The sequence below is a fragment of the Oceanithermus profundus DSM 14977 genome, from assembly GCF_000183745.1.
In the GTDB taxonomy this organism is placed as follows: domain Bacteria; phylum Deinococcota; class Deinococci; order Deinococcales; family Marinithermaceae; genus Oceanithermus; species Oceanithermus profundus.
Genome location: NC_014761.1, coordinates 154,642 through 174,989, shown reverse-complemented (window position 1 = coordinate 174,989; position 20,348 = coordinate 154,642). Strand labels below are relative to the sequence as shown.

The 20,348-nt window shown below is 72.2% G+C and carries 22 protein-coding genes, 1 tRNA gene and 1 riboswitch; of the genes, 10 read left to right on the top strand and 13 right to left on the bottom strand.

Annotation, left to right across the window (positions count from 1 at the left end; translation table 11 throughout):
* The first annotated feature begins 33 nt into the window (after nt 1-33).
* The 4 genes from OCEPR_RS00875 to OCEPR_RS00860 all read left to right on the top strand — a co-directional run bounded on the left by OCEPR_RS00875 (nt 34) and on the right by OCEPR_RS00860 (nt 2,365).
* Nucleotides 34-110 (top strand) — tRNA-Arg (locus OCEPR_RS00875).
* A 123-nt stretch (nt 111-233) separates the two neighbouring features.
* Nucleotides 234-1,058 carry a universal stress protein gene (locus OCEPR_RS00870; protein ID WP_013456815.1) on the top strand — a complete coding sequence of 275 codons (825 nt, stop codon included), beginning with the start codon at nt 234-236 and terminating at the stop codon, nt 1,056-1,058.
* Between the two features lies 1 nt (nt 1,059).
* On the top strand, nt 1,060-1,521 hold the full coding sequence (locus OCEPR_RS00865; protein ID WP_013456814.1) for a hypothetical protein: 462 nt from the start codon (nt 1,060-1,062) through the stop codon (nt 1,519-1,521).
* Nucleotides 1,499-2,365: a protoglobin domain-containing protein gene (locus OCEPR_RS00860; protein WP_013456813.1), complete on the top strand. Its 867-nt coding sequence runs from the start codon at nt 1,499-1,501 to the stop codon at nt 2,363-2,365. Before OCEPR_RS00865 ends, OCEPR_RS00860 begins: the two co-directional genes overlap by 23 nt.
* 60 nt (nt 2,366-2,425) lie before the next feature.
* On the opposite strand, the gene OCEPR_RS00855 is transcribed toward OCEPR_RS00860, so the two are convergent.
* The 3 genes from OCEPR_RS00855 to OCEPR_RS00845 form a co-directional block, all read right to left on the bottom strand.
* Nucleotides 2,426-3,223, bottom strand: a complete 798-nt coding sequence (locus OCEPR_RS00855; protein ID WP_041553859.1) for a YwiC-like family protein — start codon at nt 3,221-3,223, stop codon at nt 2,426-2,428.
* 80 nt (nt 3,224-3,303) lie between these two features.
* A complete protein-coding gene (locus OCEPR_RS00850; RefSeq protein ID WP_013456811.1) occupies nt 3,304-3,789 on the bottom strand; it encodes a YbjN domain-containing protein in 486 nt (161 codons plus the stop codon).
* A 7-nt stretch (nt 3,790-3,796) separates the two neighbouring features.
* Nucleotides 3,797-4,159 (bottom strand): phage holin family protein, encoded by a 363-nt coding sequence (locus OCEPR_RS00845; RefSeq protein WP_013456810.1) that lies wholly within the window; start codon nt 4,157-4,159, stop codon nt 3,797-3,799.
* A gap of 59 nt (nt 4,160-4,218) precedes the next feature.
* Here OCEPR_RS00845 and OCEPR_RS00840 point away from each other — a divergent pair, with 59 nt between their 5' ends.
* From OCEPR_RS00840 to OCEPR_RS00820, 5 genes are read left to right on the top strand one after another with little or no spacing between them, the layout of a single operon-like run.
* The gene (locus OCEPR_RS00840; RefSeq protein ID WP_013456809.1) at nt 4,219-4,782 is read left to right on the top strand and encodes a TetR/AcrR family transcriptional regulator; all 564 of its coding nucleotides are present in this window, start codon (nt 4,219-4,221) and stop codon (nt 4,780-4,782) included.
* Nucleotides 4,779-5,675, top strand: coding sequence for an ABC transporter ATP-binding protein (locus OCEPR_RS00835; protein ID WP_013456808.1), 897 nt, complete (start codon nt 4,779-4,781; stop codon nt 5,673-5,675). Before OCEPR_RS00840 ends, OCEPR_RS00835 begins: the two co-directional genes overlap by 4 nt.
* Complete coding sequence (locus tag OCEPR_RS00830; RefSeq protein WP_013456807.1) at nt 5,662-6,786, top strand: ABC transporter permease; 1,125 nt, start codon at nt 5,662-5,664, stop codon at nt 6,784-6,786. Before OCEPR_RS00835 ends, OCEPR_RS00830 begins: the two co-directional genes overlap by 14 nt.
* Before the next feature lie 36 nt (nt 6,787-6,822).
* A complete protein-coding gene (locus tag OCEPR_RS00825; protein ID WP_013456806.1) occupies nt 6,823-7,638 on the top strand; it encodes a hypothetical protein in 816 nt (271 codons plus the stop codon).
* Complete coding sequence (locus tag OCEPR_RS00820) at nt 7,638-8,297, top strand: outer membrane lipoprotein carrier protein LolA (RefSeq protein ID WP_013456805.1); 660 nt, start codon at nt 7,638-7,640, stop codon at nt 8,295-8,297. The genes OCEPR_RS00825 and OCEPR_RS00820 overlap by 1 nt, the downstream gene beginning before the upstream one ends.
* 53 nt (nt 8,298-8,350) lie before the next feature.
* Here OCEPR_RS00820 and OCEPR_RS00815 read toward each other — a convergent pair whose 3' ends face one another.
* The 9 genes from OCEPR_RS00815 to OCEPR_RS12130 all read right to left on the bottom strand — a co-directional run bounded on the left by OCEPR_RS00815 (nt 8,351) and on the right by OCEPR_RS12130 (nt 18,214).
* On the bottom strand, nt 8,351-8,929 hold the full coding sequence (locus tag OCEPR_RS00815) for a protoglobin domain-containing protein (protein WP_013456804.1): 579 nt from the start codon (nt 8,927-8,929) through the stop codon (nt 8,351-8,353).
* Between the two features lie 10 nt (nt 8,930-8,939).
* Nucleotides 8,940-9,296, bottom strand: a complete 357-nt coding sequence (locus OCEPR_RS00810; protein WP_013456803.1) for a roadblock/LC7 domain-containing protein — start codon at nt 9,294-9,296, stop codon at nt 8,940-8,942.
* Between the two features lie 60 nt (nt 9,297-9,356).
* The gene (locus tag OCEPR_RS00805) at nt 9,357-9,860 is read right to left on the bottom strand and encodes a GTP-binding protein (RefSeq protein ID WP_013456802.1); all 504 of its coding nucleotides are present in this window, start codon (nt 9,858-9,860) and stop codon (nt 9,357-9,359) included.
* Nucleotides 9,848-10,498: a DUF4388 domain-containing protein gene (locus tag OCEPR_RS12715; protein ID WP_013456801.1), complete on the bottom strand. Its 651-nt coding sequence runs from the start codon at nt 10,496-10,498 to the stop codon at nt 9,848-9,850. Before OCEPR_RS12715 ends, OCEPR_RS00805 begins: the two co-directional genes overlap by 13 nt.
* A gap of 24 nt (nt 10,499-10,522) precedes the next feature.
* A riboswitch (cyclic di-GMP riboswitch) is annotated at nt 10,523-10,607 on the bottom strand.
* A gap of 77 nt (nt 10,608-10,684) precedes the next feature.
* Complete coding sequence (locus OCEPR_RS00795; RefSeq protein WP_013456800.1) at nt 10,685-11,374, bottom strand: response regulator transcription factor; 690 nt, start codon at nt 11,372-11,374, stop codon at nt 10,685-10,687.
* Between the two features lie 49 nt (nt 11,375-11,423).
* Nucleotides 11,424-13,763: an ATP-binding protein gene (locus tag OCEPR_RS12135; protein ID WP_013456799.1), complete on the bottom strand. Its 2,340-nt coding sequence runs from the start codon at nt 13,761-13,763 to the stop codon at nt 11,424-11,426.
* A gap of 34 nt (nt 13,764-13,797) precedes the next feature.
* Nucleotides 13,798-14,484 carry a response regulator transcription factor gene (locus OCEPR_RS00785; protein WP_013456798.1) on the bottom strand — a complete coding sequence of 229 codons (687 nt, stop codon included), beginning with the start codon at nt 14,482-14,484 and terminating at the stop codon, nt 13,798-13,800.
* Nucleotides 14,485-14,536: 52 nt separating this feature from the next.
* Nucleotides 14,537-15,034 (bottom strand): c-type cytochrome, encoded by a 498-nt coding sequence (locus tag OCEPR_RS00780; RefSeq protein ID WP_013456797.1) that lies wholly within the window; start codon nt 15,032-15,034, stop codon nt 14,537-14,539.
* Nucleotides 15,035-15,109: 75 nt separating this feature from the next.
* Nucleotides 15,110-18,214, bottom strand: coding sequence for a sensor domain-containing protein (locus tag OCEPR_RS12130; protein WP_013456796.1), 3,105 nt, complete (start codon nt 18,212-18,214; stop codon nt 15,110-15,112).
* An 81-nt stretch (nt 18,215-18,295) separates the two neighbouring features.
* On the opposite strand from OCEPR_RS12130, the gene trmB reads away from it, so the two are divergent.
* Nucleotides 18,296-19,228 (top strand): tRNA (guanosine(46)-N7)-methyltransferase TrmB, encoded by a 933-nt coding sequence (gene trmB / locus OCEPR_RS00770; protein ID WP_013456795.1) that lies wholly within the window; start codon nt 18,296-18,298, stop codon nt 19,226-19,228.
* On the opposite strand, the gene OCEPR_RS00765 is transcribed toward trmB, so the two are convergent.
* Nucleotides 19,222-20,331 carry a hypothetical protein gene (locus OCEPR_RS00765; RefSeq protein WP_013456794.1) on the bottom strand — a complete coding sequence of 370 codons (1,110 nt, stop codon included), beginning with the start codon at nt 20,329-20,331 and terminating at the stop codon, nt 19,222-19,224. The two genes, trmB and OCEPR_RS00765, sit on opposite strands and share 7 nt — an antisense overlap.
* Between the last annotated feature and the right edge of the window lie 17 nt (nt 20,332-20,348).

The following is a 20,348-nucleotide window of genomic DNA, read 5'->3' as shown; positions in this document are numbered from 1 at the left end:
CCTTCGGGCGGTGCTAGATTGCTGGGTGCGAGTGCGCCCGTAGCTCAGTTGGATAGAGCGTCGGCCTCCGGAGCCGAAGGCCACAGGTTCGAATCCTGTCGGGCGCACCACTTTTTTCTTTATAGCGGCCCAGCTTGAGTCCTGGGTGAACCCGACGCACAAACCGGATTGTAGCACGCGGCGTAGGCGGCCCCAGGCGCCCGCCGGCGTAGAATGAGGGCAGGAGGTGTCCCATGATCAAGCGTCTGCTCCTCGCCACCGACGGCTCCACCCCCGCGCTGGGCGCCGAGCGGCTGGCGGGCTACCTGGCTTACGAGCTGGAAGCGGTGCTCGAGGCCCTGTACGTGCGGGACATCCGGCTGATCCGCATGCCCGAGCTGATGGACTGGGGCGCGATCAGCATGCCCATGCCCGTCTACCACGAAGAGATGGAGAAGGTGCTGACCGCGCGCGCCGAGGCGGTGCTGGAGCGGGTGCGCCAGGAAACCGAGCAGGCGGGCGTGAAGGTCGAGCCGACGGTGCGCACCGGGGTGCCCTACCAGGTCATCGTCGAGGAGGCGCGCACCGCCGACCTGGTGGTGCTGGGCCGCGCCGGCGAGGCCAGCGGCCACGAGGCCACCGGGCTGGGCTCGACGACGGAGCGGGTGGTGCGCACCTCGCCCACGCCGGTGCTGGTGGCCCCGCTCGAGCCGGTGCGGCCCGACCGGCTGCTCCTCGCCTACGACGGTTCCGACCCCGCGACCCGGGCGCTGCACCTGGCCGCGGAGCTGGCCGCCGGGCTGGCGCTGCCCGTCGTGGTACTGACCGTGGACGACGACGCCATGCGCGCCGAGGCGCTGGCCGCCGAGGCCGTCGCCTACCTGGCCGAACGCGGGGCCAGCGCGAGCGCCCAGACCGCCGCCGGCGACCCCGACGAACGCATCCTGGAAGCCGAGGCGCCCACCGACCTGCTGGTGATGGGGGCCTTCGGCAAGGGGCTGATCCGCACGCTGCTGCTGGGTTCGACCGCCGAGCTGGTGCTGCGGCGGGCGGTGGGGCCCGTCCTGGTCGTCCGCTGAAATGTTTTTCTACGAATACCTCTTCGTCCGCGCCTCGCTGGTCTACCTGATCTACACGGCGCTTTTGGGCTTCCTCTTCTACCTCGAGCCTGGCTGGATGGCCTACCTGCGCAGCTCGCACGTGCACGCGGGGCTGGTGGGCTTCTTCCTCAACATGGTCTTCGGGGTGGCCTACTGGATGATGCCGCGTCCGGGCCAGCTGAAGCAGCCGGGCCTGGAGGCGGCCACCTTCTACGCCCTCAACACCGGCCTGGTGCTGCGCCTGGTCGTCGAGCCCTTCGCGCTCGCCCAGCGCTCGGAGACGTTGCAGGCGCTGCTCGTCCTCGGCGCGCTGCTCCAGTTCGCGGCGGTGCTGCTCTTCGCCTACGCCATGCAGCGGCGCGTCGTTACTAATGAAATGCTTTGGAAACTGCGTAAGATGAGGGAAGCGAGGCAGAACCATGGCGACACCCCCAAGGACTGAACGACCGGTTTGGACCCAGGCGCTCGACCTGCCGCCCCTGCCCGAGGCGCAGATGCGCGAGCAGCTGGCCTTCGTGGGCCTGGACGAAACGGCCAAGCGCCAGATGTACCTCGACGGCGAGCCGCTGCTGCGTCACGCCGCCGACTGGGTGGCCGCGGCCTACGACCACCTCTCGCGCTTCGCCCCCACGGCCAAGGCGCTGGGGTGGGAGGGGCGCGTCCCCGAAGACGAGCTCTACCTGCGCCGCACCTTCTTCTCGGGCTGGATCGGCCGCACCATCGGCGTGGACACCTCGGACGAGTTCGCCCGCTACCTCTTCCACGCCGGCCGCGTGCACGCCGGCTACGGCCCCGACCGCCGCTTCGTGCCGCCCGAGTGGGTCAGCCTCTCGCTGACGCTGATCCTGCGCATGTTCAGCACCGTCGTCCCCGCCGAGCGGCTGGGCTTGTGGACCAGCTACCTGGGCGTGCAGCAGGAAGTGATGCGCGCCGGCTTCGAGGCCGCGCTCGAACTCGAGAAGGGCCGCACCGTGGTCAAGGTGGACGCTTTGGGGCTGGCACTGCCCGCGCTGCCCGAACCGCTGGAGGTGCGCATCCCCCAGGGCGGTACGGTGCTGGACGCCGTCCTCAAGGTGCTCGCCTTCCGCCCGGAACTGCGCGACATCGCGCTCGAACCCGTGCAGGACGCCGAGGAGCACGCCGGCTGGATGGAAGAGGTGACCCGCTGGCGCTTCAAGCCGCGCTGGGCGTTGCTCAAGAACGGCCGCGACGTGGCCTACCTGGAGGGGCTGGCCACCCGGCTGAAGACCGGTGACACCCTCACCTTCCTGCCTCCCGGGCGCTGACCGCGACCGCGAACGACGCCCCGCCGTACGGCGGGGCGTCGGTTTTCGCCGGCGCGAAGGTTACCAGCCCGTGCGGATGCCCAAGGCGGTGAGGAGGGCGACCAGCCAGCCGAAGAACATCTGGCTCCACCCGACGTGCCGGGCCGTGACGGGGGGGCGTTCGAGCATGTAGACCGCGTAGACCGCGAGCGCCAGCACCGCCCACATCCCCAGCCAGGGGCTCACGCCCCAGACGGCCCCGAGGAAGAGGACGAAGACGCCCAGCACCGCGGTGGCGAAGGTGGAGATCTTGCTCACCGGCTTGCCGTAGGCGCGGCGCACCTGGGCGCGGGCGTAGCGGATGGCCACGAGGCCGCGCATGGCCAGCACCAACCAGGCCCCCCAGGCGAGGCGCGCGTCGCCGCCGGCGGCGAGGATGATCGCCGTGGCGACGCCGCCCATGGCGAGCGATCCCGAGAGCTCGCCGATCAAAGTGCGCCCCTTGCCCAAGGCGTCGTAGACCACCTGCACCACCACCAGCGGAAGCGCGGCGAGGAGCGGCGCGACGAAGGCCCGGTCGCCCGCGTACCAGGCGAGGAGCAGCCCCGCGAGCGCCAGCCCCCCGTAGAGCAGCGCGAAGAAGAGGGCCAGCCGGGTGCGCGGGTAGACGTGGCCGCGGCGCAGGTCGCCGGCGGCCAGCTTGGTGGGGTGGCGGGCGAAGAAGCTGGCCAGCGCCATCAGCCCCAGCCCCCAGCCCGCGGCGCTGGGGGCGACGAGGAGGCCCAGGATCACGGGCTCGAGCGTGAAGCCCCAGCCCCCGTGCTCGTTGGGAACGGCGAGGCTCTTCAGGGTGGCGGTGGGAACGGGTCGGGTCGCCATCTCGGGGACAGTCAACCACAAGCGCGCGCTAAATAAATGAGACGGGGCCCCGCGGGGCCCCGTCACCGCCCGGGTCCGGACTACTCACCCACGACCTCGCCGACGAAGGCCTCGAAGGCCGCCTCGAAGTTCTGCAGGAAGACCGCGAGCGCCCCCTCGAGGTTCACGCCCCCCGCGAGGTCGAGGTCGCTCTCGATCACGGGGTCGCGCTCATCGTCGAGGTAGACCTTGGCGAAGCGGTAGCTGTAGTTCCAGTCGTTGACGGCCTCGAGCGGGACCTTGCCCTCGGTGGAGAAGCCCGCGTAGAGCTGCAGGCTTTCGTAACCGGGCCGGTCGGGGTCGTCGTCGTAGAAGAAGAGCAGGGCCTTGTAGCCGCCCGCGATCTCCAGGTGAAAGAGCGGCATGCCCTCGCCGTCCTTGTCGAGGCTGAAGTTGTAGCCCCGCGCGGCGAGCCAGGCGGCCACCTGGGGGGCGTCGGTGCTGGTGACGACCGCGCCGGTCTGGGCCAGGGCCGGCAGGGCGAGCAGGAGGGCCGAGAGCGCGAGGGGTCGCAAGAGGCGGGTCATGGTTCGGTCATTCTACCTTCGCCCCGTCGCCAAAGACGACGTCGAGGACCCAGGAGACGATGGAGAGCAGCAGGGCGCCCCAGAAAGCGCCGGCGAAGCCCACCACCTCGAGCGCCGTCGCCTGGGCGACGAGCAACAACACCAGGGCGTTCACCACCAGGGTGAACAGCCCCAGGGTGAGCAGGTTGAGCGGCAGGGTGAAGAGCAGGAGCAGCGGCCTTACCAGGGCGTTGGCGAGGCCCAGCACCAAACCGGCGACCAGGTAGTCGGCGAGGGTGCTGCCGGGGGCGAAGTTCACGCCGCCGTAGAGCTGGGCCACCACCCACAACGCCAGGGTGTTCAGGATCCAGCGAATGAGGAAGTTGCGCATACCCCAGTTTAGCCCGGGGGTTGAGCCCGGGGGGCAGGGAGGCGCATACTGGTGTTAGTATGCGCTTACACACCAGCTCCACCGACGAACGGCTGCTCGAGGCCGCGCTCGAGCTGCTGGCCGAGCGCGGCTACAAGGGGGCGACCACGCGCCGCATCGCCGAGCGCGCGGGGGTGGCCGAGGTGACGCTCTTCCGCCGCTTCGGCTCCAAGGCACGGCTGCTGGCCGAGGCGGTGCGGCGCGCGGGGGCGGCCTTCGAGGAGGTGGCGGCCCGCCCCAGCGGCGACCTGCGCGCCGACCTGCACGCCCTCGCCGGGCGCTACCTGGGGCAGCTGAAGCGCGGGGGCGCGCTCATCTTCGTGATGGCCGGCGAGGCCTCGCGCGAGCCGGAGCTGCGCCGGGCGCTCGAGGAGGCGCTGGCCGGCCGGCTCGCGACCGTGCTCGCCTTCTTCGAGCACTACCAGCGGCGGGGCGACCTGCGCCCGGCCCCGCCGGGCTCGCTGATCCACGCCTTCTTCGGCCCCCTGATCGCCGCCTCGCTCTTCGGGGTGGCGCTCGAGGGGGCGCCCGGCCTCGACGTCGAGGCCCACGTCGAGGGCTTCCTCGGGGGGTGGGCCGCGTGAGCGGGGATCGGGCCAAGGTGCAGGCCCAGGAGCTCGAGCGCCGCTTCGGCCACCTGCTCGCCGTGACCGGGGTGAGCTTCGAGGTCTACGAGGGCGAGGTCTTCGGGCTGCTGGGCCCCAACGGCGCGGGCAAGACCACGCTGGTGCGCATGCTCAGCGGGGTGCTCGCCCCCACGACCGGCGACGCCCGCGTGGACGGGGCCAGCGTGGTGCGCGAACCCGAGCGCGTCAAGGCGCGCATCGGCTACGCCACCCAGGAGGCGAGCGTCTACCCCTTCCTCACGGTGCGCGAGAACCTGGAGTTCCGCGCGGCCATGTACCTGGAGGGCCGGGCCGCCCGCACGGCCGTGGAGGACGCGCTGGAACGCTTCGACCTGGGCGGGGTGGCCGGCCGGCGCGCCGGCGAGCTCTCGGGCGGCTGGCGGCAGCGGCTCTCCATCGCCCAGGCGGTGGTGCACCGGCCGCGGGTGGCCTTCCTCGACGAGCCCACCACCGGCCTCGACCCGCTGGCGCGGCGGGCCGTCTGGGACCTGGTCTACGCCGAGGCCGCGCGCGGGATGAGCGCGCTCGTGACCACGCACTACATGGACGAGGCCGAGCGCTGCCACCGCGTGGGGCTGATCTACCGGGGGCGGCTGGTGGCGCTGGGCACGCCCCAGGCGCTGAAGGAGCAGGTGCGCGCGCGCTACCGCTTCTACCGGGTGCCGGGGGCGGACCCCGGGGCCTGGCGCGGCCGCTCCGGGGTGGTCGACGCCTGGCAGCGCGGAGGGTCGACCCGGATCGTGCTCGAGCCCGACGCTCCCCGGCCCGAGGGTGCGGTCGAGGAGGAACCGACGATGGAGGACGTCTTCGTCCTGAAGATCCGCGAGGAGGACGCCCATGCGCTGGTCTAGGGTGCGGGCGGTGGCCAAGAAGGAAATGCTCGAGCTGCGGCGCGACCCCATCCTGCTGCGGGTCATCGTCGTGCTGCCGGTGGCCATGCTGCTGCTCTTCGGCTACGCGGTGAACTTCAACCTGAAGCACATCCCGATCGCCGTCTGGGACCGGGCGGACGACCGCATCGCCCAGACCCTGGTGCGCGAGCTGGGCCGGGACGGCAAGTTCGACGTCGTCGCCCGGGTGGACGCCGAGGCGGAGCTGGTGCGCCTCATCGACCGCCAGACCGCGCGCGTGGGCCTCGAGATCCCGCCCCGGCTGGTCGAGCGGATCCGCGCCGGCCAGGGCGTGAAGTTGCGCGCCCTCGTCGACGGCTCCGACCCCACCTTCGCCTTCCAGGCCCAGGTGGGGCTGCAGAAGGCGATCGGCCGGCTGAACGCCCGCCTGATCGCCGCCCGCATGCTCGCGGGCGAGGCCCAGCCGCTGCCTCTCGAGCTCGAGACCGAGCTGCTCTACAACCCCGAGGGCAACACCGCCGCCTTCATGGTGCCGGGGATCGTGGGCATCATCCTCACCCAGATCGCCGTCATCCTCACCGGGCTGGCCATCGTTCGCGAGAAGGAGACGCGCATGCTCGAGTCGCTCATCGCCACCCCGGTGCGCCCCGGCGAGCTCGTAATCGGCAAGGTGCTGCCCTACCTGGCCATCGCTTTCGCCGACACCCTGCTCGTCCTCTGGGTGGGCTACGTCGTCTTCGCGGTGCCGATGCGGGGCAGCCTGGCGCTGCTGCTCCTGCTGATCTTCCTCTTCGTGCTCGGCTCGCTGGCCGTGGGGATCGTCGTCTCGGCGCGGGCCCGCACCCAGATCCAGGCGATCTTCGGCACCCTCGTCTACTACCTGCCCTCGATCTTCCTCTCCGGCCTCTTCTTCCCCATCGAGGGGATGCCGCGGGTGCTGCAGGCGGTCACCTACCTGATCCCGCTGCGCTACTTCCTCGAGGCGGCCCGCGGGGTGATGCTGCGCGGCGTCGGCCTCGACGTGCTCTACGCCCCCTTCGCGGCCCTCGTCGTCTTCACGGTCCTGATGCTGGGGCTGGCCACCTTGAGCTTCCGCAAACGCCTGCTTTAAGCGGCGCTCACCGATCGCCGGTATAAAGGAGGAAGTATGAAGAAACTCTGGTTTCCCATCCTGCTGCTGCTCGCGCCGTTCGCCTGGGCCCAGTCGCTCGAGTTCGGCGTCTGGGCGGGGGGTCCGGGCCTTTCGGTCGGCCCTACGGTCAACCTCAACCTGCCCAAGGGCGACTGGACCTTCGACGCCTACCTGCGCGCCTACCTGCCCAACACCGACGAGATCTCGTTCGGCCTGGGGGCGCGCCGCGCCTTCGAGGCCGGCCCCGCGGGCCGCGGCGAGGTCGGCGCGCGCGGCTTCATCGGCATGGACGCCCACTACTGGGTCGAGGGGTTCGGAAGCGTGGCGCTGGGCAAGGCCGCGTTCGACCTCAGCGTCGGCCACACCTACAACCGCACCCCCAGCCACTTCTGGCCCCTGCAGGGCGAGACCCTGGGCACCTACGCCCGCCTGGGCGGCAAGTTTCGCATCGACCGTCACCTGACGCTGCTCGCCCGCGGCTACTTTTACCGCGGCGGCGGCCAGGCCGAGGCGGCGCTCGCCTGGCGGGTGGACCGCCAGACCTTCACCCTGGGGGCCGGCGGCGTGGACCGGGCCAGCAACGCCTACGCGGTGCTCGGCTACCGGACGCCCTACGCCGGCGCGGTGGTGGAGGGCCGGCTGCGCCTGGGGACCCTCAACGAGTTCCGCCTCGACTACGCCGACCGCAGCTACAAGGCGCACCTGACGCTCGCCTATCCGGCGCGGGCCCAGGCGGGGGTGGCCTGGGACGCCTGGGCGCTCGACGCCGAAGTGGACCAGGCCGGCTACGAGTTCTACCTGCGCTACACCCTGCCGCTGGAGGGCCTGTGATGCGTCGGGGGCTGGCGTTGCTCGTCCTGCTCGGCCTGCCGGCCCTCGCCGTGAGCGCCGAGGCCCTGTTCGACCAGGTGGCGCAGGTGCTCGACCAGGGACCCTGGGAGGCGCGCCTGCAGGGGCGGATCGTCACCCCGGGCGGCGACGCCCAGGAGGCCGACCTGATCGTCAAGACGCTGCCGGCGGAGCAGATCGTGCGCATCGAGTTCCAAAAGCCCGACGCGCTCGCCGACAACTACGTGGTGATCACCCCCGACAAGGTGTACAACTACCTCTTCCTCACCAACCAGGTCGTCGTCTACCCCCGCGCCAAGGCGCGCATCGAGGGCCTGGGCTTCGACCTCTCGCGAATGGGCGACCTGCGCAAGCTGGGCGAGGAAGGCGAGGTCGTCTGGGACGCCCCCCAGGAGGTCCGCTTCAAGAAACGGCCCGCCTGGCACGTCGTCGGCCGCGCCCCCGATCCCGACGCCTCGGGGTTCGCCCGCGTCGAGGTCTGGATCGACCGCGAGGCGAAGCGGCCGCTGCGCACGGCCTTCTACGACGCCGAGGGGCGGGCGCTCTCCGACCTGGAGTGGACGGCGTTCCGGACCACCCGCTTCACCGCGGACGACCTGGTGGCCTTCCCCCCCGACGCCGAGTGGATCGAGAAGAAGTAGACGGGCCATGCGGCGGGGCGCCCCCGCGGGGGCGCCCCGTCCGCCGGGTGCGGCTAGGAAGCCGCGCCGTGGCTGCGCAGCGGGAACATCCGCTGCGCTTCTTCGTGCACCATCCGCTGCACCAGCGCCGGAGGCATGCCCACCACGTTCTGCAGCGCTTCCTGCCAGGCCACCTCGTAGCCGTAGCTGATGATCGCGCCCAGGGTAGCGGCCAGCCGCACGAAGGCCTCGGTGACGGCGTCGGCGTTCTCGTGGCCCCGGAACTTCTTCATCACGTAGAGCACCATGTAGTCGAGCATGGCCAGCATCATCGGGTTGCTGACCTGACGCACGACGTGCACCGGCCCCACGAAGGCGAGCCACGCGAAGAACTCGTCGTCGTGCGGCCCCTCGACGATGCGCCGGAAGAAGTCGACCTGGGTGGCCTCGCGTTCGGGCCGCTCCCCCTCCTCGAAGACGGCGCGGGTGGGCTCGTGGGCGAAGAGGACGTCGTAGAAGCTGGTCACGTACTCCTCGGCGAGGGGCAGGATCAGGTCGCGGTGGGCGCGGATGACCTCGGCGTCCTCAGGGCGGAAGCGGGTCTCGGGCGGCATGTCGCCGATGGCGCGCTGGGCGATCGCGTGAAAGTCCATGGCCGGCCTCCTAGAGCACCTGCGCCAGGCGGGTGGCGAACTCGCGGGCCTCCAGGTGGATGAGGCCCAGGTTGGCGCCCGCGGGCGCGGCGAGGGCGAGCACGCCCTTGTCGCCGGCGGCGTAGACGACGAAGTAGCCCTGGTTGCCCCGCACGATCGTCTCCTCGAGGCTGCCCAGCTCGGTGGTCTGGCTGATGCGCTTGCCCAGGCCCAGGGCGGTCGCGGCCATGGCCGCGACCCGGGGCGCGTCGGCGGAGTCGTGGACGATCGGCAGGCCGTCGGTGGAGGCCACCACGACGCTGCGCAGCTCGGGGAGGGCCTGCTTGAGTTCGCGAAGGATCTGTTGCAGCTGTTCTTGTTTGGTCATCGTTCGTTTCTCCTTGGTTGGTCTCTCCGGGGAACCCGGTAGATTCGGTGGGAAGGCCGCTCAGAGCATGAGCTCCAAGAGGCGCAGGAGGGGTCCGACCGCGCTCGCGGGTTCGGTGGCGTTCAGGCCCACGACGCGCTCCGGCGGCTGCCCCAGGTAGAGGGCGACCTCGTCGGGGCCCCAGACCGGGGGCCGGTCCTGACGGGTCACGCCCACGACGTAGGGGACGGGCCGCTGGGAGAGCAGGTAGTCGAGCTGGCGGCGGGCCTGGGGGAAGTCCTGGGGGCGGTCGCCGCGGACGAGCAGCACCAACCCCAGGGCCCCCTCGGTGAGCACGTCCCACATGAAGTCGAAGCGCTCCTGGCCGGGGGTGCCGAAGAGGTAAAGCAGCTGGTCGTCGAGCCGCAGGGTGCCGTAGTCCATGGCCACCGTGGTGAGGTCCTTGCCGATGGCCTCGCTGGCGCGGGCGTCGGTGTCGACGATCTCGGTCTCCGAGAGGGTGCGGATGAGCGTGCTCTTGCCCGCGCCCACCGGCCCCGAGACCACGACCTTTAGTGGTTCCACGCCTGCCGGTCTCCGAAGAAGCGCCGCCGCAGCGAGCCCAGCAGCCGCGCCGCCGCCGAGGACCTGCGTTCCTGGCCGCCGCGGGCGCGCACCGGTGCGAGCAGCTCGAGCTGCCGCAGCTTGAGCATGTAGTAGCGGGCGTGTTCGAGCGGCATCCCCAGCCGCCGGGCCAGCTCGCGCGCCGAGGCCCCGCGGCGCAACAACGCCGCGGCGCGCTGCCAGAAGTCCGAGAGCCGGGCGTCCTCCGGCGCGCGCTCGGCGGTCAGCGCGAAGACGGTGTCCGGGTGGGGCAGGCTGCGCTCAAGGCCCTCGATCTCGTCCTGCACGGTCACCGTGGCGAGGAGCAGCCGATCCAGGGGCCAGCCCAGCGGCCGGTCGCAGCGGCGGGTGCGGGCGCCGGGGGCGAACTCGAAGCTGCCGCGCCGGGCGGCGACCAGGTGGCCGACGATGCCGCGCGCCTGCAGCGGCTCGGCCGGCCGGCCGCCGACGTAGAGGCACTGCAGCAGGCCGCCGCTGAAGTAGAGGGTGACCCGCGGGTGCTGCTCGAGGTTGAAAATCTCCAGGGCGCCGTCCTGCACCGACAAGAGCGGCAGCAGGTCCCCCAGGGACATGTGGTTCAGGTTTCCGAAAATGGCCATGCTTCCCCCTTCGCGGCCTGGGGCCGCGGACGAGGCCGGTCGCGCCACTGGCTCCCCGTCTTCCAGGCGCCCGCGTTGCGGAAGACGGTTCACTGCCTCCTGCTCTTCAAGATATAAAAGATTTACGACCTTGCCATCCCCCGTTTGGGGGATGAATAGTAACGCTCAGAAACGGTAAAAACGCGGTTAAAAAACCGTGGGGTTTTCGCGCTTGAGCTCGAGCAGGCGGTAGCCCACGCCCACCATCGTCTCGATGAAGTGGGGGTTGCGGGGGTCGTCGCCCAGCTTCTTGCGCAGCATGTTGATGTAGACGTCGACGACCCGGTCGGTGCCGTCGAAGGTCAGGCCCCAGACGGCCTCGAGCAGCTCGCTGCGGCTCCACACCCGGCCCGGGGCGCTCGCCAGCGTGCGCAGGAGGGCGAACTCGGTCTTGGAAAGCTTGAGCTCGCGCCCCTCGAGGGTGGCGCGGTAGCCCTCGCTGTCGAGCTCGAGCGGGCCCACGCGGATCCGCGGGCTGCCGTAGCTGCGGCGCAGCAGCGCCTGAACCCGGGCGGTGAACTCGAGCACGGAGAAGGGCTTGGTCATGTAGTCGTCGGCCCCGATCTCGAGGCAGTAGACCTTGGTGTGTTCGTCGTCCTTGGCCGTCAGCACCAGCACCGGCAGGCGGGGGCGCAGCGCGCGGGCGCGGCGGAGCAGCTCCACCCCGTCCACGTCGGGGAGGCCGAGGTCGAGCGCCAGCAGGTCGGCCTTGGGCAGGTAGCGCATGGATTCGACGCCGCTGGTCGCCCAGTAGATGCTGTGGCCCTTCTGCTCGAGGGCAAGGCGCAACAGCTGGGCCACCTGGGGATCGTCTTCGATCAGCAGAATCTTCGGCATACCTTACAGGCGATTATACGACCCGGAAGGTTGGGGCGTAAGGTTGGCCCTAGTTGCAGAACGGGTTGCACTGCTGCGGCGGGGGCGGCGGGGGTTCGGGCTCGGGCTTGGGTTCGGGGCGCGGCGGCGGGGGCGGTGGGGCGGGCTTCGGCGCCGGCTTCTGGAAGAGCGGGCAGCCGGGCTCGGCGTAGGCCTTGCCGGCGCCGTCCAGGGCGCGGCGCAGCAGTTCGGCGGCGTCGGCGTCGTCGGGCCGCCCCGCAAGCCAAGTGCAGGCGGCGGTCTCGGCCGCGTCGTAGCGGCCCAGCTTCAGGTAGGCGCGGATCAGCCCCAGGGTGGCCTCGCGGCTCAGCTCCTGCCGGCTCCGCGCCCGCCGGTAGTAGGCCGCAGCCCCCTCGAGGTCGCCCTGCGCCTCCAGCGCCTCCGCCAGGGGCAGGAGCACGCGCGCCTCGTAGCCGGGCTCCAGCTGCAGCGCCCGTTCCAGGGCCTCGCGGGCGGCGGCCCCCTTGCCCAGCCTCAGCGAGGCCAGGCCGTACTCGAGCCAGGCCGCGGGCTGGGCGGGGTCCCGCTCCAGCGCCCGCGCCAGCAGCTCGGCGGCCGCGGCGTAGTCGCCGGCGACGAAGCTCTGGTGGCCGCGGTAGAAGGAGCCGCGTTCCTCGTAGGGCCGCGCCGGGGAGGGCGCGCCCGCGAGCCCCAGGTCGTCGAGCGCCTGCACTTGCACGGTCAGGCTGCGGTCCTGCTGCGGCTCGTAGACCCAGGGGGCGGCGTCGACCTCGGCGACCTGCACCGGGACGCCGCCGGCGAGCAGCGTGATCCGGTAGCGCACCGCCCCCTCCACGGGCAGCCAGCGCAGCTCGAGCCGCCCGTCGTCCAGGGTGCGCAGCCGCACCTGCGGGGCCGCGAGCAGGCGGCGTTTCTCCACGCCGTCGGCGCTCACCACCGCCCCCTCGCCCGGCGCCAGCTCCCCCTGGAAGCCAGGGGCGGCGAGGGCGAGCCGCCCGTCGTAGAGGCTGATGCGGTCAACCTCGCCGCTCTGGGCGAGGAAGTCGGTTCCCCGGGGGGTCAGCCGCGCGCGGTTCAGGTTCAGGTCGAGCCGCGGCGCGGCACCGTCGCGGCGCACGGCCACGCCGCCCGCGGGCAGCCGCACCGCGGCGCTGAGGGCGCCGCCCCAGAGGCTGCGGCGGGCGCTGACCTGGGCGCGGCTGCCGGGGTCGAAGCGCAGCCGCGCCGAGCCCAGCCGCACCGTTCCGCCCTGCGGCAGCGCCCGCTCCTGGACGAGCGCGACCCGGCCCTGCGGGGTGTCGGCCTCCACCGGAACGGGAAAGAGGGGGAAGCGGGCCAGGATCAGCCCCGCGACCGCGGTCAGCACGAGCACCCGCAGGCCCAACCCCGCGCCGCCGCGCCGGCCGGGCAGGAGCCGCGGCAGCTCGACCCGGAAGCGGCTGCCGCGGCCGGCCTGGCTCTCCACCCGCACCTCGCCGCCGTGGGCCTCGACGACCCGCTTGACGATGGCCAGCCCCAGGCCGCTCCCCTCCTTCTTGGTGTCGGCGCGCTGGAAGGGCTCGAAGATCCGCTCCAGATCGCCGGCGGCGATGCCGGGGCCGGTGTCCTCGACCTGGAGGCCCACCCGGGTGCCGTCCGCGACGGCGCGCAGGACGACGCGCCCCCCTTCCGGGGTGTACTTGACGGCGTTGAGGGCCAGGTTGAGGAGGGCCTGCAGCAACCAGCGGCGGTCGCCCAGGAGCTCGGCGTCGCCGCGCAGGGGCACCACCCGCAGGTGCACCCCCGAGGCCAGGGCCACGGGCTCGACTTCCCCCGCCAGCTCCTCGAGCAGGCCGTTCAGCGAAAGCCGCTCCGCCTTGAGGCGCACGCCCTCCTGCTCCAGCGCGACGAGCTGCAGCGAGTCGTTGACCAGGGCGTGCATCCGCTGGGCGCTGGTGTGGGCCGTCTCGATCAGCTTGTGGACCTCGGCCTCGAGGCCGCGCTGGGTGAGCAGCTCGAGGCTGCCGAGGACCGCGAAGAGGGGGTTCTTGATCTCGTGCGCGAGGACGCTGAGCATGCGGGCGCTGCGCGACGACTGGTCCTCGATGGCCAGCAGCTCGCCGCGCAGGTCGCCGATCGTGGCGTGGGCGCGAATCAGCGTGCGCAGCAGTTCCTCGAGCGCCGGCGGGTGCCCGTCGGGCCACCAGACCCGCACCTCGGCCTCGACCAAACGCGGCGCCTCCTGGGGCGGCGGATCGGGAAAGCGGAGGTCCTCGACCGCCACCGCCGCGCGGCGGCTGACGTGTTCGCGCAGCGCCCGGTAGAGCGCGTGCGGGAAGTTGGGCTGGCCCAGGTGGGGGCGCAGGGCGCGAAGGATCTCGGCGAGGGTCTGAACGGTCACCCGCGGCATGGAACCATGTTACGGGGCCGGTGTCGAAAAGTTGTTAAGGCGACGCAGCCCGCAGGCGGTAACCCACGCCGCGCACCGTCTCGATCTGGGCGCCGCAGGGGCCGAGGCGGCGGCGCAGGTTCTTGACGTGGGCGTCGACGGTGCGGGTGTCCACGTAGGCCTCGCCCAGCTGGTCGAGGAGCTCGTGCCGCGAGAGCGCGCGGCCCTCGGCCTGCGCCAGCGCCGCCAGCAGCCGCAGCTGCGTGGGGCTGAGCGCGACCGGTTCGTCGCCGCAGCGGGCCTCGAAGGCGTCGAGATCCACCGCGATCGCGCCCACGCGGTAGATCCGGGCGGCCCGCGCTCCGCCGCCGACGCGCCGCAGCACCGCGCGCACCCGCGCCACCACCTCGCGGGGGCTGAAGGGCTTGGTGATGTAGTCGTCGGCGCCCAGCTCGAGCCCCACCAGCCGGTCCACCTCCTCGGCCTTGGCCGTGACCATCAGGATGGGCACGTCCGACTGAGCGCGGATGGTGCGGGCCACCTCGAGCCCCCCGATCTCGGGGAGCATCAGGTCGAGCAGGATCAGGTCGGGCCGGAAGGCGCGCCACAGCTCGAGCGCGCGCTTGCCGGTGGCCGCGCGCTCGGTCACGAACCCCTCGGCCCGCAGGTAGCGCTCGAGCACGTCGGCGATGCGGGCCTCGTCTTCGACGACCAGAATGCGCTTTTCGGCCATGGCTTCCATTTTACGCTCCATCCCCGGCGCCCGCACGCGGGCGCCGGGGCGCTCGTCGGGGCTAGCGGTTGCCGCCCGCGGGGTTGGTGGCGTGCATGACCTCCTCGACCTTGGTCAGGAGTTCGTGCACCTGTTCCGGGGTGAGCTGCAGCGCGCGCACCCGCGCCACGTCCTCGGGGGTGTAGGCGGCCGCGGTCGCCTGCGTTCCCGGGCGTTTCCAGCTGGCCTGCTCGAGGATCCAGTTCAGCAGGGCGGCCACTTCCTCGTCGTCCAGGACGGGCGCGTAACCCGGCATGAAGCCGTCGTAGGTGTAACCGCGCTGCACGAGCTCGCCCTTGAGGCCGAAGAGGGTGGTGGCGATCACGAACTCCCGGCCGTCGTCGAAGGTGGAGAGGTTCTTGATCGGACCGCCGATGAACGGGTAGGTGCCGGGGATGCCCTCGCCATCGGCCTGGTGGCAGGCCTGGCAGTACTGGGTGTAGAGCGCCTCCCCGTCCGCCGCGAACGCGAAACCCAGGGCCAGCGCGAGGAGCAGAACCGTCGCCGTCAACTTCTTCATCGTCGTTCACCTCCGCCGCCATCCTGACGCGGGGGCGGTGAACGGTGGGCGAAGGCGAGGTGAACGTTTCGTGAACTAGGAGGCTTCGCCGAAGGGCAGCTCCGCCGGAGGCAGGGCCTCGCTGATCGCGTAGCCCTGCAGGTAGTGGACGCCCACGTGCTGCAGCCACTCGCGCTGGGTCTCGGTCTCGACCCCTTCGGCCAGCACGTCGATGCCCAGCTGGCTCGCCAGCGCCACGATCATGCGCACGATGCCGGCGTCCTTGGTGCGGAAGGGCACGCCGCTGATGAAGGCGCGGTCGATCTTGATCAGGTCGATGGGGAAGTCGGAGAGGTAGCTGAGCGAGGAGTAGCCCTGACCGAAGTCGTCGAGCGCCAGCTGCACCCCCAGCTCCTTGAGGTGCCCCAGCACCCGCTTCGTCTGCTCGGGGTCGCGCGAGGCCTGGGTCTCGGTGACCTCGATCAAGAGCCGCTCGGGCTCCACCTGCTCCTCCTTGAAGAGCTGCTCGAGGAAGCCCAGGAAGCCGGGGTCCAGAAGCGAGGCGTACCCCACGTTGACGCTGACCCAGACCGGCGGTTCCGCCCCGCGCCAGCGGGCGATCTGACGCACCGCCTGGGTGAGGATCTGGCGGTCGAAGCCGGTGGCCAGCCCCGCCTCCTCGATCAGGGGCAGGAACTCCTCGGGGAAGATCTGGCCGCGGGTCGGGTGCTCCCAGCGGACCAGCGCCTCGAGGCCGCGCATCTCGCCCTGCACGTTCTGGATGGGCTGGTAGTAGAGGATCAGGCTGCCCGACTGCATGGCGGTGCGCAGGTCGGTCTCGAGCTGGAAGCGCTCGTGGGTGTAGACGTTGAGGTGGGGCGAGTAGAACTGCAGGTGCACCTTGTCGTCCTTGGCGCGGTACATGGCGATGTCGGCGTGGCGCAGCAGCTGCTCGAAGGTCTCGCCGTCGGTGGGGTAGAGGGCGATGCCGGCGCTGCCGGAGACGTGGATGTGGTGACCCTCGACGTTGAAGGGGGGGCGCAGGGCCTGGATGAGGCGCTGGGCCAGTTCGAGCACCCCCTCCTGGTCGTCGCGCCGCGCCAGCAGCCCGAACTCGTCGCCGCCGAGGCGGGCCAGCACGTCGCCGGGGCCGGTCTGCTCCTCGAGGCGGCGCGCCACCTGCACCAGCAGGGCGTCGCCGATGTCGTGCCCCAGGGTGTCGTTGACGTTCTTGAAGCGGTCCAGGTCGATGTAGACGAAGGCGAAGCCGCCCCCGCCCCCGAGCTCGCGGATCGCCTCCTCGACGCGCTCGCGCAGCATGCGCCGGTTGGCCAGCCCGGTCAGGGCGTCGTAGTAGGCCATGTGCTCGATCTGGGCCTCGTAGACCTTGTGCTCGGTGATGTCGCGGGCGCTCACCAGGATGCCGCGCACCGCCGGGTTGGCGAGCAGGTTGCGGCCGCGCACCTCGAGCCAGCGGGTCTCGCCCGAGGCCGAGCGGATGCGGAAGGTGACGTGAATGGGCCGCGAGGGGTCCTCCAGCGCCGCGCGCAGGGAGCGCTCCGCGGCGGGCCGGTCGTCGGGGTGGATGCTCTCGCCCACGGTCAGGCCCACGAGGTCGCGCACCTTGTGCCCCAGGACCGCCTCCACCGCAGGGCTGATGTAGCGGATGCGCATCTCCTCGTCGAGCACCGCGGTGATGTCCGAGGTGTTCTGCAGGATCGTGCGGAAGCGCTCCTCGCTGCGGGCGAGGGCCTGCTCGAGGCGGCGGGCCTCGGTGACGTCGCGCATGAACCAGACGCGCCCCCCGGTCTCGCCGCCGTCGAGCGGCGCCGAGGAGGCCTGGAGGATGCGTCCGTCCTTGAGCCGCAGCTCGATGTGGACGTTGCGGTCGGGGCGCTCGTGCAGCTCCAGCAGCACCTCGGCGAAGCGCTTGGGGTTCTTGGTGCGGCGGGTCAGCACCGAGAGCCCCGCGCTCCCCTCGGCGGAGAGCTCCTCGGCGCTCAGCCCCCAGATCTCCAGGAAGCGCCTGTTGTAGAAGAGCGGGCGCCACTGGGCGTCCACGGCCAGGATGCCGTCGCCCGCGGCTTCGTTGATGCGCTCGAGCAGCGAACGCTGCACCGAGAGCTCCCGGGTGCGCTCGACGCGCTCGATGCCTGCGGCCAGCGAGGCCGCGGCGGTGCGCAGCACCCGGATCATCTCGTGGCCGAAGCGCCGGTTGGTCTCGGTGAGCTCGAAGCCCGCGAAGCCCCAGAAGGCCCCGCCGATGAGCAGCGGCAGCAGCAGGATCGAGCCCACGCCGCTGGCCTCGAGCATCAGCCGCTCCTCCCCCGGGAGCTGCGCGACCGGGCCCGCGATCACCTGGCCGTGCTCGAGCTCGCGAAACCAGCGCGCGAAGCGCGGGTCGTTCTCCACCAGCTCGCCCGAGAGGGGACTGTCGATCCGGGTCTTGAGCACGTCGCGCACCCACTCCACCTGCAGCGAGGCGCGGCGGCGGCCGGTCTCGGGGTGGTCCTCCACCTTGTACAGGTAGGCGCGCTCCGCCCCCAGGCTCATGGCCAGGGTGGCCATGGCCTTGTTGAGCGGCCACGCCAGGTCGTCCTTGGCCGCCAGCATGGTGCGGGTGGCGTCGGAAACGCCCTTGAGCAGGCGTTCCTGGCGCCGCAGGGTCTGTTCGGCCAGCTTGTAGGGGGTCACCTCGAAGGCCTCGAGGCGCAGACCCTCGGTCCGCGGCTCCACGAAGACGCGCAGCCAGACGAGGCGGCCCGCCGCGTGCACCGCCCGCAGCTCCAGGGTCGTGGCCTCGCCGGTCTCGAGGACCTGCTCCTGCACCTTCTCCCAGAGGGGGCGGTCCTCGGGGTAGATCAGCCCGGCGAAGGGCTCGCCGTGCACCTCCTCGGTCACCCAGCCCAACAGGGCCTCGAGGTTGCGGGAGCGCACCAGGCGCCCCCGCTCGTCCACGCTCAGTTCCAGCGCCCGGCTGCTCGCCCGCGGCCGGGGCGCCACCACGGCCCAGACGATCAGGGCGAGGCCCAACCCGGTCGCAGCCCAGCCCGCGCCCCCGCCCAAAGCGAGGCCCAGCGCGGTGAACGCGAGGCCCAGGCCCGTCAGCAACGCCGAACGTCGCTTGCGCCACGTTCCCGCCAGCCCCACGATGAGCGCGGCCGATACGAAGAGGAGAATCCAGCTCAGATTCGGTTCCATAAATACGCGCTCCGTGGTGTTCAAGACACCAGTATACGCGTATTTTAGCGGCCCGCGGCCTCGCGGTGGTATAACCGGTGCGTGCTGCTCGTGCCCGCCGAACTGCCCTTCCCCGTAGACCCCGAGGCCCTCTACGGCCGCGCCGGCCCCTGGGTGCTGGAAATCGGCTTCGGGGACGGGCGTTTCCTGGTGGAGCTCGCCCGCCTCCACCCCGAGTGGAACCTGCTCGGCGCCGAGGTGGCCCCGGCGAGCGTGAGCCGGGCGCTGCGCCGGCTGAAACGCGAAGGCGTGGCCCAGGCGCGCCTCTTCCGCGGCGACGCCCGCTTCCTCTTGCGCAACCTGGTGGGTCCGCGGGCGCTCGAGCGCGTCTACGTAAACTTTCCCGACCCCTGGCCCAAGAAGAAGCACGCAAGCCGGCGCCTTTTGCAGGTGCCCTTCTTCCGTCTGCTCTCGACCCGGCTGGCCGCGGGCGGGGCGCTGCGGCTCACCACCGACCACCCCGAGTACTTCGACTTCGCCACCGCCGAAGCGCGCGCCAGCGGCCTCTTCGAGGTGCGGCCGGGCCCGCCCCCGCCCGAGACCCTGCGCACCAAGTACGCTCGGAAGTGGCTCGATCAGTCGAGGCCCATCTTTCACGCCGCCTTCGTCAAGACCGCCGAGGCCGACGAGGCCTTCCCCCCGATCCGGAGGTACCCCGTGCCCCACGCCCTGATGCAAGGAACCCTGCCCCCCGCCGAAGCCTTCACCAAGCAGGTCGAGACCGCCCCCGAGGCCAACGTGGTGCTGCTCGAGGCCTGGCAGGCGGCCGGTGGCCTGGTGGTGCTCGCCCGCGTCGAGGAGCCCGAGCTCGCCCAGGAGGTGCTGCTCGAGGCCCGGCCCAGCAGCAAGGGGGTCTACGTGGGCCTCCGGCCCAGCTGCAGCCCGCTGGTCACCGCGGGGGTCAAGCGGGCCGTGGGCCTGCTGGTGCGCTGGCTCGAGGGGCGGGGGCTCGAGACCGTCCAGCGCAGCTACTGACCCCGCGCCCGCCGCCACGCCCACGCGGACGCGGCGGCGACGGCGGCGAGGCCCCAGAGCAACCCCGGGTGTCCCACCCCGCCCAACCCGCCGCCAAGCAGGGCCCCCGCGGCCATGGCGAGCGCCGTCGCGGCGGTCATCGCCGCACTCACGCCCGCGAGCTCGGCGGCCCCGAGTCGGGCCTGGAGCTCCGCAAGCCCCAAGGTCTGCACCAGCGCCAGGCCCAGGCCCAGCACGCCGGCCGCGGCGATCACGCCCGCCGGCGCGGGCAGGCTCAGGCCCGTGAGGCCCAGCGCGAGCGCGACGAACCCCGCGAGGCCGGCGCGCCCAGGGTGGCGTGCCCAAGGCCCGCCAGCGAGGGCCGCGGCCAGCAGCATCCCGCCCGAGAGCGCGCCGTTGTAGGCCCCGAGCGCCACCGCGCCCAGACCCCGAGCCTCGAGCCAGGGCGGCAGCCGCACCTGCAGGTAGCCGAGCGCCACCACCGCCGCGAGCAGGGCCAGCGCGTAAGGCGCCAGCGCGCGCAGCGCCCCGGCGGGGGCGGCGGCGCGCTGTCGATCGAAACGCGGGGGCGCCCAGCCCGCCAGGCCGAACGCCCGCAGAGCGAACAGCGCCGCCGCCAGACCCAAATCGGCGCTGAGCCCCGCCCGGCCGGCCAGCCACCCCGCGAGCGGCCCCAGCACCGCGGGAAGCCCGAGCCCCACGCCCGCGAGCGCGGCGTTGGCCCGCATGCGCACCGGCTCCGCCTCCCCGCCCGCGACCACGGGGCCCACCACCCCTTCCCAGGCGTTCGCCGTCCCCAGCACTAGGTAGAGCCCGAGCGCCAGCGGTCCGTCTGGCCCCGCACCCCACGCGCCCAATGCGCACGCCCCCGCCGCTGCCAGGCTCGCGAGCATCAGCCACGCCGCGGGCGCCCGCCCCAGCCAGCGCCCCACCAGCGGGGCCGCGAGCCGGGGCGCCAACCCCACCACCACCCCAGCGGCAAGCCAGCCCTCGCCCGCCCGCAGCGCTAGGAAGGGGGCGGCCACCACTCCGAGCGTCCAGCCCGCGACCTGCAGGGCGTACCCCGCAAGGTAGCGGCGAAACCCGGGACTGAGGCCAAACACGCCCCCAAGCTAGGCGG

Bases quoted from the DNA above. Each gene is read 5' to 3' on its own strand.
- OCEPR_RS00840 (WP_013456809.1), top strand. From the start codon at position 4,219: ATGCGCTTACACACCAGCTCCACCGACGAACGGCTGCTCGAGGCCGCG.
- OCEPR_RS12715 (WP_013456801.1), bottom strand. From the start codon at position 10,498: ATGGCCATTTTCGGAAACCTGAACCACATGTCCCTGGGGGACCTGCTG.
- OCEPR_RS00850 (WP_013456811.1), bottom strand. From the start codon at position 3,789: ATGACCCGCCTCTTGCGACCCCTCGCGCTCTCGGCCCTCCTGCTCGCC.
- OCEPR_RS00845 (WP_013456810.1), bottom strand. From the start codon at position 4,159: ATGCGCAACTTCCTCATTCGCTGGATCCTGAACACCCTGGCGTTGTGG.
- OCEPR_RS12135 (WP_013456799.1), bottom strand. From the start codon at position 13,763: ATGCCGCGGGTGACCGTTCAGACCCTCGCCGAGATCCTTCGCGCCCTG.
- OCEPR_RS00870 (WP_013456815.1), top strand. From the start codon at position 234: ATGATCAAGCGTCTGCTCCTCGCCACCGACGGCTCCACCCCCGCGCTG.
- OCEPR_RS00865 (WP_013456814.1), top strand. From the start codon at position 1,060: ATGTTTTTCTACGAATACCTCTTCGTCCGCGCCTCGCTGGTCTACCTG.
- OCEPR_RS00820 (WP_013456805.1), top strand. From the start codon at position 7,638: ATGCGTCGGGGGCTGGCGTTGCTCGTCCTGCTCGGCCTGCCGGCCCTC.
- OCEPR_RS00815 (WP_013456804.1), bottom strand. From the start codon at position 8,929: ATGGACTTTCACGCGATCGCCCAGCGCGCCATCGGCGACATGCCGCCC.
- OCEPR_RS00860 (WP_013456813.1), top strand. From the start codon at position 1,499: ATGGCGACACCCCCAAGGACTGAACGACCGGTTTGGACCCAGGCGCTC.
- OCEPR_RS00785 (WP_013456798.1), bottom strand. From the start codon at position 14,484: ATGGAAGCCATGGCCGAAAAGCGCATTCTGGTCGTCGAAGACGAGGCC.
- OCEPR_RS00825 (WP_013456806.1), top strand. From the start codon at position 6,823: ATGAAGAAACTCTGGTTTCCCATCCTGCTGCTGCTCGCGCCGTTCGCC.
- OCEPR_RS00855 (WP_041553859.1), bottom strand. From the start codon at position 3,223: ATGGCGACCCGACCCGTTCCCACCGCCACCCTGAAGAGCCTCGCCGTT.
- OCEPR_RS00780 (WP_013456797.1), bottom strand. From the start codon at position 15,034: ATGAAGAAGTTGACGGCGACGGTTCTGCTCCTCGCGCTGGCCCTGGGT.
- OCEPR_RS00810 (WP_013456803.1), bottom strand. From the start codon at position 9,296: ATGACCAAACAAGAACAGCTGCAACAGATCCTTCGCGAACTCAAGCAG.
- OCEPR_RS12130 (WP_013456796.1), bottom strand. From the start codon at position 18,214: ATGGAACCGAATCTGAGCTGGATTCTCCTCTTCGTATCGGCCGCGCTC.
- OCEPR_RS00830 (WP_013456807.1), top strand. From the start codon at position 5,662: ATGCGCTGGTCTAGGGTGCGGGCGGTGGCCAAGAAGGAAATGCTCGAG.
- OCEPR_RS00795 (WP_013456800.1), bottom strand. From the start codon at position 11,374: ATGCCGAAGATTCTGCTGATCGAAGACGATCCCCAGGTGGCCCAGCTG.